At 64.1% G+C, this 15,227-nt stretch carries 14 protein-coding genes, 1 tRNA gene and 1 pseudogene; 4 read left to right on the top strand and 12 right to left on the bottom strand.

Going from position 1 to position 15,227, the window contains the following annotated elements:
* Nucleotides 1–170: 170 nt before the first annotated feature.
* The 4 genes from Amn_RS27100 to Amn_RS27085 all read right to left on the bottom strand — a co-directional run bounded on the left by Amn_RS27100 (nucleotide 171) and on the right by Amn_RS27085 (nucleotide 2,685).
* Nucleotides 171–383, bottom strand: coding sequence for a Trm112 family protein (locus Amn_RS27100; protein WP_067955941.1), 213 nt, complete (start codon nucleotides 381–383; stop codon nucleotides 171–173).
* 23 nt (nucleotides 384–406) lie between these two features.
* Nucleotides 407–1,078 (bottom strand): LON peptidase substrate-binding domain-containing protein, encoded by a 672-nt coding sequence (locus Amn_RS27095; RefSeq protein WP_154386280.1) that lies wholly within the window; start codon nucleotides 1,076–1,078, stop codon nucleotides 407–409.
* A gap of 65 nt (nucleotides 1,079–1,143) precedes the next feature.
* A complete protein-coding gene (gene trxA, locus Amn_RS27090; RefSeq protein ID WP_263005623.1) occupies nucleotides 1,144–2,103 on the bottom strand; it encodes a thioredoxin in 960 nt (319 codons plus the stop codon).
* A 69-nt stretch (nucleotides 2,104–2,172) separates the two neighbouring features.
* Nucleotides 2,173–2,685 (bottom strand): prolyl-tRNA synthetase associated domain-containing protein, encoded by a 513-nt coding sequence (locus Amn_RS27085; RefSeq protein ID WP_169808296.1) that lies wholly within the window; start codon nucleotides 2,683–2,685, stop codon nucleotides 2,173–2,175.
* Nucleotides 2,686–2,896: 211 nt separating this feature from the next.
* Between Amn_RS27085 and Amn_RS27080 the strand changes: the two genes are divergently transcribed.
* Nucleotides 2,897–2,971: transfer RNA gene (locus tag Amn_RS27080), tRNA-Gly, on the top strand.
* Between the two features lie 336 nt (nucleotides 2,972–3,307).
* On the opposite strand, the gene ocd is transcribed toward Amn_RS27080, so the two are convergent.
* The 3 genes from ocd to Amn_RS27065 form a co-directional block, all read right to left on the bottom strand.
* Complete coding sequence (ocd, locus tag Amn_RS27075) at nucleotides 3,308–4,360, bottom strand: ornithine cyclodeaminase (RefSeq protein WP_502874743.1); 1,053 nt, start codon at nucleotides 4,358–4,360, stop codon at nucleotides 3,308–3,310.
* A 2-nt stretch (nucleotides 4,361–4,362) separates the two neighbouring features.
* On the bottom strand, nucleotides 4,363–5,283 hold the full coding sequence (rocF, locus tag Amn_RS27070) for an arginase (RefSeq protein ID WP_182574040.1): 921 nt from the start codon (nucleotides 5,281–5,283) through the stop codon (nucleotides 4,363–4,365).
* 336 nt (nucleotides 5,284–5,619) lie between these two features.
* The gene (locus Amn_RS27065) at nucleotides 5,620–6,726 is read right to left on the bottom strand and encodes an aminotransferase class I/II-fold pyridoxal phosphate-dependent enzyme (RefSeq protein WP_286294065.1); all 1,107 of its coding nucleotides are present in this window, start codon (nucleotides 6,724–6,726) and stop codon (nucleotides 5,620–5,622) included.
* A 123-nt stretch (nucleotides 6,727–6,849) separates the two neighbouring features.
* Here Amn_RS27065 and Amn_RS27060 point away from each other — a divergent pair, with 123 nt between their 5' ends.
* Complete coding sequence (locus Amn_RS27060; RefSeq protein WP_286294062.1) at nucleotides 6,850–7,683, top strand: helix-turn-helix transcriptional regulator; 834 nt, start codon at nucleotides 6,850–6,852, stop codon at nucleotides 7,681–7,683.
* Between the two features lie 3 nt (nucleotides 7,684–7,686).
* Here the strand turns inward: Amn_RS27060 and Amn_RS27055 are convergent.
* Nucleotides 7,687–8,362: pseudogene (locus Amn_RS27055) on the bottom strand (MurR/RpiR family transcriptional regulator); the annotation flags it as partial.
* 127 nt (nucleotides 8,363–8,489) lie between these two features.
* Between Amn_RS27055 and Amn_RS27050 the strand changes: the two are divergent.
* Entirely contained in the window at nucleotides 8,490–9,173 is a 684-nt protein-coding gene (locus Amn_RS27050; protein WP_286298206.1) for an aspartate/glutamate racemase family protein, read from the top strand.
* A gap of 33 nt (nucleotides 9,174–9,206) precedes the next feature.
* On the opposite strand, the gene Amn_RS27045 is transcribed toward Amn_RS27050, so the two are convergent.
* The gene (locus tag Amn_RS27045; RefSeq protein WP_286294060.1) at nucleotides 9,207–10,490 is read right to left on the bottom strand and encodes a glycosyltransferase family 2 protein; all 1,284 of its coding nucleotides are present in this window, start codon (nucleotides 10,488–10,490) and stop codon (nucleotides 9,207–9,209) included.
* 198 nt (nucleotides 10,491–10,688) lie between these two features.
* Between Amn_RS27045 and cls the strand changes: the two genes are divergently transcribed.
* Nucleotides 10,689–12,146 carry a cardiolipin synthase gene (gene cls, locus Amn_RS27040; RefSeq protein WP_286294058.1) on the top strand — a complete coding sequence of 486 codons (1,458 nt, stop codon included), beginning with the start codon at nucleotides 10,689–10,691 and terminating at the stop codon, nucleotides 12,144–12,146.
* A 6-nt stretch (nucleotides 12,147–12,152) separates the two neighbouring features.
* On the opposite strand, the gene Amn_RS27035 is transcribed toward cls, so the two are convergent.
* From Amn_RS27035 to Amn_RS27025, 3 genes are all read right to left on the bottom strand, one after another.
* The gene (locus Amn_RS27035) at nucleotides 12,153–12,929 is read right to left on the bottom strand and encodes an L-fucose dehydrogenase (RefSeq protein ID WP_154386287.1); all 777 of its coding nucleotides are present in this window, start codon (nucleotides 12,927–12,929) and stop codon (nucleotides 12,153–12,155) included.
* An 11-nt stretch (nucleotides 12,930–12,940) separates the two neighbouring features.
* Complete coding sequence (locus Amn_RS27030; protein WP_286294053.1) at nucleotides 12,941–14,218, bottom strand: L-fuconate dehydratase; 1,278 nt, start codon at nucleotides 14,216–14,218, stop codon at nucleotides 12,941–12,943.
* A gap of 113 nt (nucleotides 14,219–14,331) precedes the next feature.
* Complete coding sequence (locus tag Amn_RS27025) at nucleotides 14,332–15,186, bottom strand: fumarylacetoacetate hydrolase family protein (protein WP_192313030.1); 855 nt, start codon at nucleotides 15,184–15,186, stop codon at nucleotides 14,332–14,334.
* Nucleotides 15,187–15,227: the final 41 nt, after the last annotated feature.

Genomic DNA, 15,227 nt, shown 5'->3' with positions numbered 1-15,227 from the left:
GATGTATCGGCCGGCGGCGTGCCGACGGGAAGCACGTCCGCGCGTGGTAAAGCTGGCGGGCAAATCTCTCTCGAGGTGCCGGGCGAAGCGTTCATTGTGTGATGTGGCATCGGCCCGCAGCAGGGGCGCGCAATCTTGTCCCGGATTCGAAGGGCAAGGAAGGTCGCGTATCAGGTGCTCGGGCCGGGTTCCCGGTCGCCGATCTGCCGTGCCTCGGAGGGCAGCATGACGGGAATGCCGTCGCGTACGGGGTAAGCCAGCTTTGCCAGCCTGGAGACCAGTTCACCGCGTTCGGCATCCCACTTCAGCGGCCCCTTGGTCAGCGGGCAAGCCAAAAGTTCGAGCAGCTTGACGTCGATGTCGCGTTTGTTGGTCTCGACCATTTCCGGCTCTCCGGCAGCGTTGCCTATTGCAGGCTCGATCCGAAATCCTCGTTTTCGCGAGCCAGCGCCATTTCGGTGATCGCGATCAGCGTCTCGGCGCGGGTCTTGAGATCGGGAGCTTCGAGAAGTGCCTGCTTTTCGGCAGCGCCATAGGGCGCCATCATCGACAGCGCGTTGACCAGTATGGCGTTGTCGGCGCGGCTGACGCTCTCCCAGTCGGCCTCGAGTTCGTTGGCCTGGAGGTAAGTGCGGAAGGCTTTGAGCAGTGCCGGCCGGTCGACTTCCGCGCCGGCCTTGTCCTCGCCGAGATCCGCCGCAAACGAGGTGATCCTGCACTGCCGGAACGGCGTCTTGACCACCAGCTCCTGGACGATACGGAAGCGGCAGACGCCTTGCAGCGAAATCAGGTAGCGGCCATCACCCGTCTCGGCGAGCGACGTGATGCGGCCAATGCAGCCGACCGGGCAGAGCGCCGGTTCGCCGTCCGGTCGCAGATTGCCGTCGAGCGAGGGCTGGATCATGCCGATCAGCCGCGAGCCGGCCATCGCGTCGTCGATCATCTGGAGGTAGCGCGGTTCGAAGATGTTGAGCGGCATGCGCCCGCCCGGCAACAGCAAGGCCGCCGTCAGCGGGAACACCGCCAGTGTTGTCGGCAGATCGCTGTCGAGCCGGTAATGCGCGTTTCCTGCCTGCATCTTGTCCTCAGCTGCTACTCATCTGGGGTTGTTGCAACCAAACGCAAGGCCGCGGCGCTGCTCGATTACGAAAACAGCAGCGACGACAGCTTGCGACGCGTCGAAAGCGTCACCTCGTCGGTGAAGCCCCAGGCTTCGAAGAGCTTGAGCAATTGTGCCCGGGCGCCGTCGTCGTTCCAGGTCCGGTCCGCCTTGACGATGGCCAGCAGGTTGTCGGCAGCCTCGGTGCGCTGGCCCTTGGCGTTCTGGATCATGGCGAGATCGAAACGCGCCTGGTGATCGCCGGGATCCAGCGCCAACCGGCGCTCGAGCTCGGCGGAATCGCCAAGCGCTGCCGCTTCTTCGGCAAGCGCCATCTTGGTGCGGACGGAAACCAGTGCCGCAGCGGATTTCTTGTCGTCGGGCGCGCGTGCCAGCACCTCGTTCGCGCCTTCTGCATCGCCTGCCTCGAACAGGATGTCGGCAAGCGCTGCGATGGCGTCGATATTGTCGGGCACCTGTTCGAGCACGGCATCATAGATCTGTACCGCAGTCTGCAGGTCGCCAGCTTCGCGCGCTTCGGCTGCTGCCGCAAGCGCCTCGGCGATCTGCGGCTGGCCGCCATCCTTGCCGGCGATCTTGTCGATGAAATCGCGGATCTGGCTTTCGGGCACTGCACCCATGAAGCCGTCCACCGGCTGGCCGTTCTTGAAGGCGATAACCGCGGGAATCGACTGGATGCCGAGCTGGCCGGCAATCGCCGGATGGTCGTCGATGTTCATCTTGACCAGCTTGACCCGCCCGCCGGCAGCCTGGACGACGCGCTCGATGACCGGAGTCAGCTGCTTGCACGGGCCGCACCAGGGTGCCCAGAAGTCGACCAGCACCGGCTGCTTGCGCGATTCCTGGATCACGTCGGCGCTGAAGGCCGCCGTCGTCGTGTCCTTGATGAGCTCGGCCACGGGGGCGGCAGGTGCGGTGCCAAACTGGACGTTGGTGGCGTACTGGCTGCCCATGCCGCCGAAGGGATTGCTTTCGTTGCTCATCTTCACTCTTCCGGTATTCGCTATCTTCTGCCGGCGACCTGGCCTGGCCGTCAGCCCACCATGTGGCGATCAGCCCGAGACTTTCAAGATAACAGCATCATGGCCGGTTGCCTCGACGAATCGCAGCAGGTCGGCATTGGCAATCGAGGTCGTCGCTTCGTTGGTCAGCGGGTGGGCGTTGATGACGGCGTTTTCCATCAGCGCGCTGTCGAGCACCAGCTTCACCCTGGCTGAGGTGTCGTTGATCAGCCCGAAGACCGTGACAGCACCGGGCACGACGCCGAGCAGCTCCATGAGCGCCTCGGGCTTGCCGAAGGAGACGCGGCTCGAGGCACCGATCAACTGGTGGATCTGCTTGAGGTCGACGCTTGCTTCCTCATCGACAGTGACCAGAAAGAAGTTGTCCTTCTTGTCCTTGAGGAAAAGGTTCTTGGTGTGCCCGCCTGATATGGTGCCGCGCAGCGCCTGCGAATCGGCGACGGTGTAGAGCGGGGGATGGTCGTGGGTGGTCACTGAAATGCCGAGCCCAGCCAGATAGGCGAGCAGTTCGGCGCGGGTCTTGGGTGTCATCGAGGCGGTCATCGCAGCTTCCGGGAATTGCCGTTGCGCGAGGTTTATGGGCAAAGCCGGCTTGCTGCACAAGTCCGGCATAGCGCTGACGCAGAGCTTCCCGAGGGGAATCATGGGATTTTCAGCCGCCGCGAAAAAAGTTCAAGACAGAGCGGTTTTTCCCTGTTGCATTCGCCGCGAGCTTCGGCCATATAGCAGCCGTTGCGGCGACGAGCCGCGGCGAGCGGGTGTAGCTCAGGGGTAGAGCACAACCTTGCCAAGGTTGGGGTCGAGCGTTCGAATCGCTTCACCCGCTCCAAATATCCCACGAAAAGGCCGCGGTTTCACCGCGGCCTTCGTCGTTTCTGGAAGGCGGTAAGACCGCGACGCTTCAATGCAGCTTGTCCTCGAAGCACGGTCGAATGGCTTGGTCCACGGCAAATGTCCGTATCGTCACCGCGGCCGCTGGATTCGCGTCAGGCGCTCGAAGCGCGACAGAATCATTAGCGCGGTTGCCGCGCGGCCGACCCAGAACCCAGCACAGCCTCTACAGGGCCCAACGTACAAGATAGCGTGCTGGCATGAGCCCTCGACAGACGCCAAGGCCAGTGGCGCCGAACGCCTTGCGGTCTGCTTGGCGAGGTTACGATCCCAGCTAGACGGCCGATGCCTTGGCGGCGCGCAACAGCATGCCGAACAGGTCTCGCGGCTCATCGGGGTCGGCCAAAAGGTCGAGTTCCTCGAACAGGCCGGTGTCGATCAGCTTGTCCCTGACGTAGCGCAAAGCGGAAAAATCTTCGATGGCAAAGCCGACACTGTCGAACAGCGTGACCTGCGCGCTGGAGTTGCGGCCCTGCGCCTTGCCTGCCATGACCTGCCACAGCTCGATGACGGGGTGATCGGCAGCCAATTGCTGGATCTCGCCCTCGATGCGGGTCTGCGGCGGGAACTCGACGAAGATGTCGGAGCGCAGCAAGATATCCTTGTGCAGCTCGGTCTTGCCGGGGCAGTCGCCGCCGACCGCGTTGATGTGAACGCCGGTGCCGACCATGTTGTCGGTCAGGATGGTCGCAAGCTGCTTGTCGGCGGTGACGGTGGTGATGATCTGGGCACCTTCCACCGCGTCCTGCGCATTGTCCGCAATGACGATGTCGAAGCCCATGCCGGCGAGGTTGGCCTGGCATTTCTGCGAGGCGGAGGCGTCGATGTCGTAGAGCCTGAGCTTGTTGACGCCAAGCAGCGCCTTGAACGCCACGGCCTGGAATTCCGACTGGGCGCCATTTCCGATGATGGCCATGGTATCGGCGCCCTTGGGCGCGAGATATTTGGCTGCCACTGCCGAGGTGGCCGCGGTGCGCAGCGCCGTCAGGATGGTCATCTCGGTCAACAGCATCGGATAGCCGTTGCCGACATCGGCGAGCACGCCGAATGCGGTTACCGTCTGGCGGCCGTCGCGGGTGTTCTTGGGGTGGCCGTTGACGTATTTGAAGCCGTAGAGGTGGCCGTCACTCGTCGGCATCAGCTCGATGACGCCGTCATGACTGTGCGAGGCGATGCGCGGGGTCTTGTCGAATTGCTCCCAGCGCAGGAAGTCCTCTTCGATGTAGGCCGACATCTCGGTCAGGAAACGCTCGACGCCGACCGCCAGCACAAGCTTCATCATGTGGTCGACGCTGACGAAGGGAACGACATTCAGTTTTTCGGTCATGGTCAGTAACTCCTGGTCGGACGGTCCATGATGCGGCGGCCCATCAGGCTCGCCGTCAGGTCGACCATCAGCGTTGCGGTGCGGCCGCGTTCGTCGAGGAAGGGGTTCAGTTCGACAAGGTCGAGGCTGGTGACCAGGCCGCTGTCATGCAGCATTTCCATCACCAGATGTGCCTCGCGGAAGGTCGCGCCACCGGGCACTGTGGTGCCGACGGCGGGCGCGATCGCCGGATCGAGGAAGTCGACGTCGAAGCTGACATGCAGCATGCCGCCTTCGGCCGCCACACGCTCCAGGAAGGCGCGCAGCAGTGGCGCGATGCCATGCTCGTCGATAGCGCGCATGTCGTGGACGGTGACGCCCGCCTCGGCAAGCGCGACACGCTCGGCCGGGTCGACGCTGCGAATGCCCAGCGCGCAGATGCGCTCGGGGCTGACATTGGCCTGAAGCTTGGGAAAATAGCCCTGGAAACCGGACAGGCCGCTGGCATAGGCAAGCGGCACGCCGTGCAAATTGCCGCTGGTGGTGGTGTCGAGCGTGTGGAAATCCGGATGGGCGTCGAGCCAGAGCACGAACAGCGGCTTGCCGAGTTCGCCCGCGCGCCGGGCAATGCCGCTGACGGTGCCTGCCGACATGCTGTGATCGCCGCCGAGGAAGATCGGCATGGCGTCGGCGCTGATCTGGTAGGCCGCCTCGGCCAGGGCCGCCGTCCAGGCCGCGATCGCGGGCAGGGCTTTCAGCGCCTTGTTTGGGTGCTCCAGCGCCGGCCCCGGCACTGGCACGACTTGCCCCATGTCGGCAACGGAATGGCCAAGTTCGACAAGCGCCTCGACAAGGCCTGCGGTCCGGAGCGAGCTTGGTCCCATGTCGCAGCCCCTACGGTCGGTGCCTTCCTGAATGGGTGCGCCAATGATCCGGCAATGCATCTCGATGTCTCCTCGCCGGGCATGGCCCGGTATTGTTTTCTGTTTTCGCGCCAGCGGCCGTTTCATCCTGCGTTTTCGAACTGGCTCTTGCCAGGCAAGGACGGCGTCGACGCTCGAGCGCGCATGCACCACGGCATAATATGCCCCGAGCGTGGCGTCCACCGACGAGTACCGATGTCTGATTGGTGTCGGCGGGCCTCGATCGCGGCCTCGTCGATGCCGAAGCCAACCTGTCGCCATCGTCCGCGAACGTGATGCTGACCGCAGCCGCGCGATGGAAATGCAGGTGCTTCGGCAACTTTCGGTGCCGTCGTCATCCCGTGACCAGGATGTCGCTCAATTCTGCTCGCGCAGGGCGGCGGAGATGGCTTCGAGCCCGCCCCTGAGTTGCGCTGTTGTCGGCCAGCCGAAACCGACGCGGAAATAGGTTTTGGGCATTTCGAACCAATGGCCGGGGCCGACATAAGCGCCGTGCTTTTTGAGCAGGCCGTCGTAGAAGCGGTCGAGGTCGAAATCGGGACCGACATTGATCCGGGGGAAGCCGACGACGCCGCCTTCCGGCCGGACCCAGTCGACAAGCGGCTCACGGTCGATCCATTGCTGGACGATGTCGCGCCGCGCCTTCATCTCGGGCATCAGCGCGCCGAGGAACTCGTCGCGGCGTTCCAGCATGGCACGTGCGATCGCCTCGTCGATGACGCTGCCGCAAATGCCGATCTGCTCCTTGGCAGCGAGAAACCGTTCGTAGAGCCCGGCGTCCTGGGTAACCAGCCAGCCGATGCGGATGCCGGGGATGCCATAGGCCTTGGACAGCGACGAGACGCTGATGGCGCGCGGGCTGAGCGAGGCGGCTGCAGGCAGGCGTTGGCCGTAACTCAGGTCGCGATAGGTTTCGTCGACCAGCAGGTAACAGCCGTGGCGTTCCGCAAGGGCGATCAGCCCGTCGAGGTCGGCGCGGCTCATGATGGTGCCGGTCGGGTTGTGCGGGCAGGTGACACTGATGTAGCGCGTGTTGGGCCGCAGGGCAGCCGCCACTTCGGCAAGATCGACGGCGAAGCCGTTGTCGAAGTCGAGGTCGATGTAGCTGATGGCGCAGCCGATGGCGCGAGGCGTCTCGATATTGGTAGCGTAGTTGGGCCGCACCACCACGAGGTGATCCTTGTCCGACAGCAGGCTGGTGGCGATGATGAACAGCGCGCCGGCAGCACCGGCGGTGACCAGCACATGGTCGGGAGAGAGCCCGGCATCCTGGCCGGCGATCAACTCGCGCAAGGCCTTGTCGCCGCGATGTTCGCCGTAGAACAGCGTCAGGTCGGGCAGAGACAGGCCGATCTCGGACAGCTTCTGGTCGGCAATCGAGCTCTCCGAGAGATTGTAGCGAATACGGTCGTAGCCATATTCCTCCGGCGCTTCCTTTTCGATTACCATCCTGGCGTAGTTCATCTTCGCGCTCTCCCGTGCCACGGCATGCCACTGTGTCGGTGAGCAGTGTTAGTCAGGATCGCCACGGCAAGCCATCCTCCCAGGGGAGGAGGTTGCCGGTACATAAGGGGACGCAGCAAGCGTATGCCGCAGGACGACTATCGCGACGTGGCGGAACTGGTCGGCGCCATCGGCGCGCCGCGGTTTCCGTCGGTCCTGGCCGCCTGGATCCGCAGCCACGTCGCCTTCGACATGATCGCCATCGTCGTCTATCGCGGCAGCCGCCCGCCGCTGCATATCCATGACGACTTCAAGGGCGAGCGGGCGCGCAACGGGCTGAAGCAATATCTGGCGCAGACCTATATCCTCAATCCGTTCTACCAGAGCCATCTCAAGGGAATCGCTTCGGGCGTCTACCGCGTCCGCGATCTCGCGCCCGACCACTATCTGCAGAGCGAGGTCTACCGCTCCTATGAAATCATCATCGCGGAGACGGAGGAGATCGGCTACGTCACCCGCGACTGGCCGCGCGGGCTCGAGGAGATCGACATCGCAGTGACCCTCGACGATGGCGAGACGACGGAGATCGGCATCTACAGCGCCCGGCCCGGGAGCTTCGACGACGCGGCTGTCGAGAGGCTCAACGGCCTGTTGCCGCTGATCGAGACGAGCTTTCGCCAGCACTGGCAACGCATCAAGGCGCGGCATGCGGCCAAGCGGCATTCCATCGGTGCCGGTTGGGCGGAGGCGGCCTATGAAAGCTTCGGCGCCGAGCTGTTGACCAACCGCGAGCGCGAGGTGGTGGTGCTCGTGCTGCGCGGGCATTCTTCGGATTCGATCGCGGCTCACCTCGACATCTCGCGCGCCACGGTCAAGACCCATCGCAAGCATGCTTATGAGAGGCTTGCCATCTCCACCCAGGCCGAACTTCTGTCGTTGTTCCTCCGGCATGTACGCGACCGCATGCCGGCAGGCTGAAGACTACAGTTCCTCAAGCGCGTCGCCGATGGTCTCGATGCCCCTGAGGCGGGTCCGGCCCGCAGCGCCCGACCGTTCGATGGCGCGGGTGGCGAGCAGGTGGCAGATCGCCATCGCCGAGACGTGGTTGAACAGCGGGCCCGGGGCGAGTGTCTGGCAGCGGAAATGCCAGGCCGCACCCGGGCGGTGGGGCACCCCCTCGTCGGTGATGTAGAGCAGTTTCGCGCCGCTTTTCTCGATCGCCGACAGCACCATTTCCATGCGCGCGATGCGGCGGCGCAACCCGAATACCACTGCAACGTCGTCCTTGCCGACGCTGACGAGATGTTCGCCCAGCGTCTGCCCGCCACCCGGTATGGCGACGATGTTTTCCACCACCTGCGTTATCTGCCACTGGAAGTAGTCGGCGAAAGGGTGGCTGCTGCGGAAGCCGAGCACCCAGATCTTGCGGCTGGCCAGCATCGCTTCGACGGCGGCGTCGATCTGGCTGTCGGTGATGGGTGGCGAAGGTGCCTTCGATGTTGGCGATGCCTTGAGCGATATGGGCGCCCAGCGATTGCACCCCGGCAGTATCCGTCGAGGTCGTCAGGAACAGGCGCGAGCCGGTCTGCTTTTCCTCGCGCGCATGGCGCCGGGCTTCTTCGTAGTTGTCATAACCCAGCCGTTTGACGAAGCGCGAGTGCCTTCTGCATCCAGATGGGCCCCGAAACCTATGGCATGTCGATGGAAGACCTGACCCAGCCGGCCGAGGTCGAGACACCCGAAGTGTCGACCCGGCAGGCGCAAGCAAGAGCGTAACGATGAGCATGACGTCACATATCCTGTTGATCAATCCCAACAGCTCGCAGGCAACCAGCGACATGATGCATGCCATCGCGCGCAAGACTGCAGCAGGACGGGTAGCCGTGGCGATTGCCACGGCTACCCGCAACCCGCCGATGATTGTCAACGGCCCGCAGCTTGAAGCTGCGGCCGACCAGGTCATCGAGATCGGGTCCAGCCATGGCCAGGACTGCCGGGGCATCATCGTCAGCGCCTTTGGCGATCCTGGACTGGCGGCACTGAGGGAACGGGTCGACGTGCCAGTCGTCGGCATCTGCGAGGCCTCGATGATCGAGGCCGCGCGCGACGGGCGGCGGTTCGGCGTCGCGACGACGACGCCGGATCTTGTCGAGGCGATTGCGGGTCGTGCCCGTGACCTTGGCCTCGACCATCTCTATGCCGGCATCCGCTGCACGGCGGGTGATCCGATCGCGCTTGCCGGCGACGAAAAGCTTCTCGGGCAGTCGCTGGCCGAGGCTGTACGCGAATGCATCGAGCTGGATGGAGCGGAGGCCGTCATCATCGGCGGCGGCCCGCTCGGCCAGGCGGCCGAACAACTGCAGCCGATGTTCGACACGCCGATCATCGCGCCGATCCCTTGCGCCATGGAACGCGTGCTTGGACTGTTGCCGACAGGTTCCGGGGTCTTGTCTCCGGTGCCCGCTTGAGATTGGCCGCCACCCTTTCGCGGGACGGCGTCCTTAGGGTCTTGGATTCCGCCGCGCAGCTTTGGCGCGACGCTTGCGCCTCAGCCTGGCTTCGAGCATCGACAGCTCGATGCCGACCATGCGCGGTGCATAGGCAGCGGGGCTCAGGCCGGCGGCGCGGAGAATAGCCTTCAATGCGCTTCTCGACATCAGCTGCCGCAGCTTGCGCAAGGTGTCCCACTTGCCGAAGGTCGCGAACAGCGCAGGCAGGTTCTCAACGATGATGGCCTGGGCTTCGGCCGCTTCGAAGACCTGAACCGAAGTGACGCCGTCGCTGTCGAGAACCTGGGCAATCGCGGACCAGAAGCGCCATGCCCCCATGCTCGCCGAAAGCGACGCCGCGTCTTCGACGAGAACACGCATCGCTTCGCGGCGGCGCGCGGGGAAAAATCTCCTGGCGGGGCCGGAGACGTTCACGGCCCCGTCCAGGGTCGGATTGCCGGCAAAGAAGTTGTTACCGTGCAGCCGATAGGCCGACAGCGGCATGGCGATCGTGGCCGATCCGGCAAATACATGGGCGAGCCGGCAGAAATGGCCGTCGACCGAAAGCCCGAACATGACGTCTGATTTGGCGCGCGGGCGGATGGTTTCGAGCAGGAAACGGCGGAACATGTTTGATGTGCCCGGCGACCACAGCCAGCCGTTTTCGGTGGGTGGATGGGCAACGACGCTGTCGTCGAGCTGGTCGAACTGCGGACCGGAAACCTCAGACAAACGGACGACCAGGAAGGAGCGCCGCAGACTGCCCTTACGCGTGTCGGGCTGCGATCCCCTCAGACCGGTTCCCAATGCTGCGCCAGTCGCATCGATCTCGATCACCGCGCTCGATGTGAAGGCGACGCTCCGTGGCAGCGCCAAATGCGTCTGGACATGCATGGCGGTAAAGTCGGCAAGCAGATAATCGTCGGAATCGACGAAGGTGACGAAATCGCCGCGTGCGACATCCAGGCCTTTCAATGCCCCTGCGAGTGCGCCGAGGTTTTCGTCGAGCCAGATCGTGCGAAACCGCGGGTCGTCCCCGATCGCCGCTTCTATCTCGCGTCGACTGTCATCGGTCGAGCCATTGTCGACGACGATGGCTTCGAAATTGGGATAGGTCTGATGGCGAACCGAGCGGATCGCCGATCCGACGAAGCGGGCGTAGTTCCAGTTTCGGATGATGAAGGAGACGAGCGGGTAGGTCACCGGCTCGGGTGCAAGCTCGCTGAGCGAAAGCCCGCGCAGCGTCAAATCAGACGCTGACGTCTCGACCGACAGCCCGTCCACCTTCTTGTGCACTGACAACTCCCCCGGCAATTGGCTGAGCGGGGCAGGCGCTCTTGGCATTGCACATTGCACGGCATGAGTGCCTTGGCAACAAATTGCCTGCCGGCGTGGCCGGGCCTTCCGTCGCTCTCCCCGAGAGCAAGGGTTATGGCTCCCGCATCGAACTATCTGCTATCGGTTGAACCTACTGTCTGGAGGGCCACCCCAAACATGAGCGCTTCCGCCTATTTAGGTTGGGCCCTGGTCAACCTGACCATCTGCCTGCAGATCATCTATCTCGTGCGGGCGCTGCTGCGCCCGCATCGCGAGCCGGCCTCGCGGCTGGCCTGGATCGTGGTCATCGTCGTTGCGCCGGTGGTCGGCGTTGTCGCGTACATCCTGTTCGGTGATACCAATGTCGGCAGCCGCCGTATCGCCCGGCTGCGCGACGCGCTCCAGCGCTTGCCCTCGCTTGCCACGATCAACACGACCGATCTCGACGGGCGCGAGCAGCCAAGCGTCCCGGAGCCTTACGCGCCGCTGTTTCGTGTCGGCGAATCGATCAGCAATTATGCGCCGGTCGGCGCAAACCGGGCTCACCTCATGCCTGGTTCCGATGCTGCCATCGATGCGATCATCGCCGACATCGATGCGGCCACCGATCATGTGCACCTGCTATTCTACATCTGGTTGCCCGATAGCAACGGCGTGAAGATGGTCGAGGCGGTCAAGCGCGCGGCGATGCGCGGCGTGACGTGCCGGGTGATGGTCGACGACATCGGCTCGCGCCGGTTGATCCGGTCGCCGCACTGGCGCGAGATGGCTTCAGCCAAGGTCAGGCTGGCGCGCGCCCTGCCGGTAGGGATCGCGCTGCTGCGCCCGCTCAAGGGGCGAGTCGACATGCGCAACCACCGCAAGATCGTCGTTATCGACAACAAGACCACCTATTGCGGCAGCCAGAACTGCGCCGATCCGGCCTTTGCCATCAAGGCGAAGTACGCGCCCTGGGTTGACGTGATGATGCGTTTCGAGGGCCCGGTCGTGCTTCAGAACCAGCATCTGTTTGCCAGCGACTGGATGGCGCAGGTCAAGGAGGACCTGAGCCCGCTGATGCGCCAGCCGCTGCCGTCGGCGCAACTCGGCTTTACGGCGCAGGTCATCGGCACGGGTGCTGCCGTGCGCTATTCGGCGATGCCCGAAATGTTCATCGCGCTGATGAACGCCGCACGGCGCGAGCTCGTCATTTCGACACCCTATTACGTGCCGGACGAGCCGCTGCAGGCGGCGCTGTGCGCTTGCGGCCACCGCGGCGTCGAAACGACCATCGTCCTTCCCCGGCGCAACGATTCCTGGATCGTCGCGGCGGCAAGCCGCAGCTACTATCGCGAACTGCTCGATGCCGGCGTGAACATCCACGAATATGAAGGCGGCCTACTGCACGCGAAAACGCTGACGGTCGATGGCGAGGTGACGCTGATCGGTTCGGCCAATCTCGACCGGCGCAGCTTCGAGCTGAATTTCGAGAACAATATCCTGCTGCACGACGCACGCGTTACCGGCGAGGTGCGGAAGCGGCAGCAGAGCTATATCGAGTCGTCCATCCCCATCAGCGACCGCATGGTCGCCAAGTGGAGCCGGCCGCGCCAGATCTGGAACAACGCCATCGCCATGCTCGGGCCGGTGCTTTAGCCGCGTTCAGTCCAATGCGCGGTCGAGATGGGTATAGCCGCCGTCGACGAACAGCCACTGGCCGGTGGTGTGGCTGGCCTTGTCGGAGAGCAGGAAGATGATGGTGTCGGCGATCTCTTCCGACGTCGTCATGCGCTGCCCGAGCGGGATGCGTCGGGTGATTTCTTCCAGCCGTGCTTCCGGATCGTCGAATGTCTTCAGCCACTTTTCGTAGAGCGGCGTCATCACCTCGGCCGGGATGACCGCGTTGACGCGTATGCCATCGCCGCGCAGGGCGGCGGCCCATTCACGGGTGAGTGACAGCTGGGCGCCCTTGGCGGCGGTGTAGCCGCTGGTGCTGCCCTGGCCGGTGAGTGCGGTCTTGGACGAGACGTTGACGATCGCGCCGCGCGATTTTCTCAGCCACGGCAGGCAGTGATGGGCGGTGGTGTAGTAGTGGATCAGGTTGCGTTCGAGCGACTCGCGGAAAGCATCCGAACCGGCCTCGAGATCGATGCCGTCATTGATGCCGGCATTGTTGACCAGCCCGTCGATGCGGCCGAAGGTTTTTGCCACCTGCTCGACAGCTGCGCCGATCTCGGGATCGTGCATCAGCTCGACCTGGACGAACAGCGAGCGCGGCGAAACGGCCTTGAGCTTCGCGGCGAAATCCTCGGCCAGTGGGCTGCGGCCGAAGATGACCGGAATGGCGCCTTCGACAGCGAGACCGAGTGTGACCGCGCCGCCGATGCCGGCACCGCCGCCGGTGACGATGACGATCTTGTCCTTCAGCCCGAGGTCCATTGTCGTTTCCCTCAACCGCGGAACTGGAAGTCTTCGAGCGTCGCCGGCTTCATCTCGATGGAGAAGCCGGGCGCGGACGGGGGCATGTAAGCGGCGTGCTGCACCACGCAGGGTTCCTTGAAGTGCTCATGCAGGTGGTCGACATATTCGACGACACGGCCCTCGCGGGTTCCGGCGATTGAGACGTAGTCGATCATCGACAGGTGCTGGACATATTCGCACAGGCCGACACCGCCGGCGTGTGGGCAGACGAGCAGATTGTATTTCGCCGCCATCAACAGCACGGCGAGGATTTCGTTGACGCCGCCGAGGCGGCAGGAGTCGATCTGCACCACGTCGATGGCGCCGCGCATGATGAACTGCTTGAACATGATGCGGTTCTGGCACATCTCGCCGGTGGCGACCTGGACCGGGGCGACGCCCTCGCGGATCTTGCGATGGCCCTCGACGTCGTCGGGATTGGTCGGCTCTTCGATGAACCACGGCTTGGCAAAGGCGAGGTCGCGTACCCAGTCGATGGCCTGGCCGACTTCCCAGACCTGGTTGGCGTCGATCATCAGCTGGCGGTCTGGGCCGAGCACCTCACGCGCGATGCGCAGGCGCCTGATATCGTCGGCCTTGTCGCGGCCGACCTTGAGCTTGACGTGGTTGAAGCCGGCGTCGACCGCTTCCTGGCACAGCCGGCGCAGCTTCTCGTCGCCATAACCGAGCCAGCCGGCCGAGGTGGTGTAGCAGGGATATCCCTCGCGCTCGAGGGTCGCGATCCGCTCGGCCTTGCCCGGCTCTTTTTCGCGCAGCATGGCGAGCGCTTCCTCGGGCGTGATGCAGTCGGTGATGTAGCGGAAGTCGATGCAGCGCACGAGTTCTTCCGGCGACATATCGGCGACCAGCTTCCACACCGGCTTGCCAACCATCTTCGCCCAGATATCCCAGACGGCGTTGACGACGGCGCCGGTGGCCAGGTGGATCGCGCCCTTGTCCGGGCCGATCCAGCGCAACTGGCTGTCCGACGTCACGTGCCGCCAGAAGGCGCCCATGTTAGCGGCCACCTTGTCCATCTCCAGGCCGACGACCAGATGGCGCATCGCCTCGATCGCCGCGCAGCAGATTTCGTTGCCGCGGCCGATGGTGAAGGTCAGACCATGACCCTCGATCCCTGCCGTGTCGGTCTTCAGGATGACATAGGCCGCCGAATAGTCGGGGTCCGGGTTCATCGCGTCGGAACCGTCGAGATGCTGCGACGTCGGGAAACGCAGGTCGAGCACCCGCATGTCGATGATTCTGGTCATGGTGTGGGTCCTCTGGGCACGATCCCGAAAGGCTGGGAGCCTCGAGGGCAAGTTCGTGCGGCTGAAACGAGAGCGGAAGGATTGCCTGGGAGACGCCTCCCGCTCCAAAGGGGTCAGGCAGCGATAACGCGCTGCCTCTGGCTGCCCAGGCCTTCGATGCCAAGAGTCATCGTCTGGCCTGCTTTGAGATAGACGGGAGGTTTCTGGCCAAGGCCGACGCCGGGCGGGGTGCCGGTCGAGATGACGTCGCCGGACTGCAGGCTCATGAAGCGGCTGAGGTAGGATACGACCTGCTGCACCGAGAAGATCATCGTTTTGGTCGAGCCGTCCTGGAAGCGCTTGTCATCGACATCGAGCCACATCTTGAGGTTCTGCGGGTCGGCGATCTCGTCAGCGGTCACCATCCAGGGGCCGGTCGGGCCGAAGGTGTCGCAACCCTTGCCCTTGTCCCAGGTGCCGCCGCGCTCGGTCTGGAATTCGCGTTCGGAAACGTCGTTGATGACGCAATAGCCGGCAACGTGGGACATGGCGTCGGCCTCGTCGATGTAGCGGCCGGGCTTGCCGATGACGACGCCAAGCTCGACCTCCCAATCGGTCTTGACCGAATTGCGCGGGATTTCGACGTCGTCGTTGGGACCGACGATGGCCGAGGTCCACTTGTTGAAGACGATCGGTTCGGCGGGGATGGCTGCACCGGTTTCGGCGGCATGGTCGGCATAGTTGAGGCCGATGCAGATGAACTTGCCGATGCGGCCGACGCAGGCGCCGAGGCGCAGATCCTGCTGAGGCGTGCCGGCTACCAGCGGCAGCGTCTCGATATCGAGGGTGCGCAGGCGGGCGAGGCCTTCGGGCGTCAGAACGTCGCCGGCGATGTCGTCGACGTGGCGCGAGAGATCGCGGACGCGGCCTGATCTGTCGAGGATGCCGGGCTTCTCGTTGCCCTTGGGGCCGTAGCGGAGCAGTTTCATCTGATGTCACCTTGATTGGAAAAAGCCGGAGGCGGCGGACC

This window comes from Aminobacter sp. Y103A (assembly GCF_030294925.1).
In the GTDB taxonomy this organism is placed as follows: domain Bacteria; phylum Pseudomonadota; class Alphaproteobacteria; order Rhizobiales; family Rhizobiaceae; genus Aminobacter; species Aminobacter ciceronei.
The sequence above is the reverse complement of the archived record's forward strand: the minus strand, read 5'-3'. Positions and strand labels throughout refer to the sequence as shown.

Excerpts from the sequence above, each read along its gene's own strand:
- rocF (WP_182574040.1), bottom strand. The coding sequence starts at position 5,283 with ATGCATTGCCGGATCATTGGCGCACCCATTCAGGAAGGCACCGACCGT.
- Amn_RS27085 (WP_169808296.1), bottom strand. The coding sequence starts at position 2,685 with ATGACCGCCTCGATGACACCCAAGACCCGCGCCGAACTGCTCGCCTAT.
- Amn_RS27050 (WP_286298206.1), top strand. The coding sequence starts at position 8,490 with ATGACGTCACATATCCTGTTGATCAATCCCAACAGCTCGCAGGCAACC.
- Amn_RS27100 (WP_067955941.1), bottom strand. The coding sequence starts at position 383 with ATGGTCGAGACCAACAAACGCGACATCGACGTCAAGCTGCTCGAACTT.
- Amn_RS27060 (WP_286294062.1), top strand. The coding sequence starts at position 6,850 with ATGCCGCAGGACGACTATCGCGACGTGGCGGAACTGGTCGGCGCCATC.
- Amn_RS27035 (WP_154386287.1), bottom strand. The coding sequence starts at position 12,929 with ATGGACCTCGGGCTGAAGGACAAGATCGTCATCGTCACCGGCGGCGGT.
- trxA (WP_263005623.1), bottom strand. The coding sequence starts at position 2,103 with ATGAGCAACGAAAGCAATCCCTTCGGCGGCATGGGCAGCCAGTACGCC.
- cls (WP_286294058.1), top strand. The coding sequence starts at position 10,689 with ATGAGCGCTTCCGCCTATTTAGGTTGGGCCCTGGTCAACCTGACCATC.
- ocd (WP_502874743.1), bottom strand. The coding sequence starts at position 4,360 with ATGACCGAAAAACTGAATGTCGTTCCCTTCGTCAGCGTCGACCACATG.
- Amn_RS27065 (WP_286294065.1), bottom strand. The coding sequence starts at position 6,726 with ATGAACTACGCCAGGATGGTAATCGAAAAGGAAGCGCCGGAGGAATAT.
- Amn_RS27095 (WP_154386280.1), bottom strand. The coding sequence starts at position 1,078 with ATGCAGGCAGGAAACGCGCATTACCGGCTCGACAGCGATCTGCCGACA.
- Amn_RS27025 (WP_192313030.1), bottom strand. The coding sequence starts at position 15,186 with ATGAAACTGCTCCGCTACGGCCCCAAGGGCAACGAGAAGCCCGGCATC.
- Amn_RS27030 (WP_286294053.1), bottom strand. The coding sequence starts at position 14,218 with ATGACCAGAATCATCGACATGCGGGTGCTCGACCTGCGTTTCCCGACG.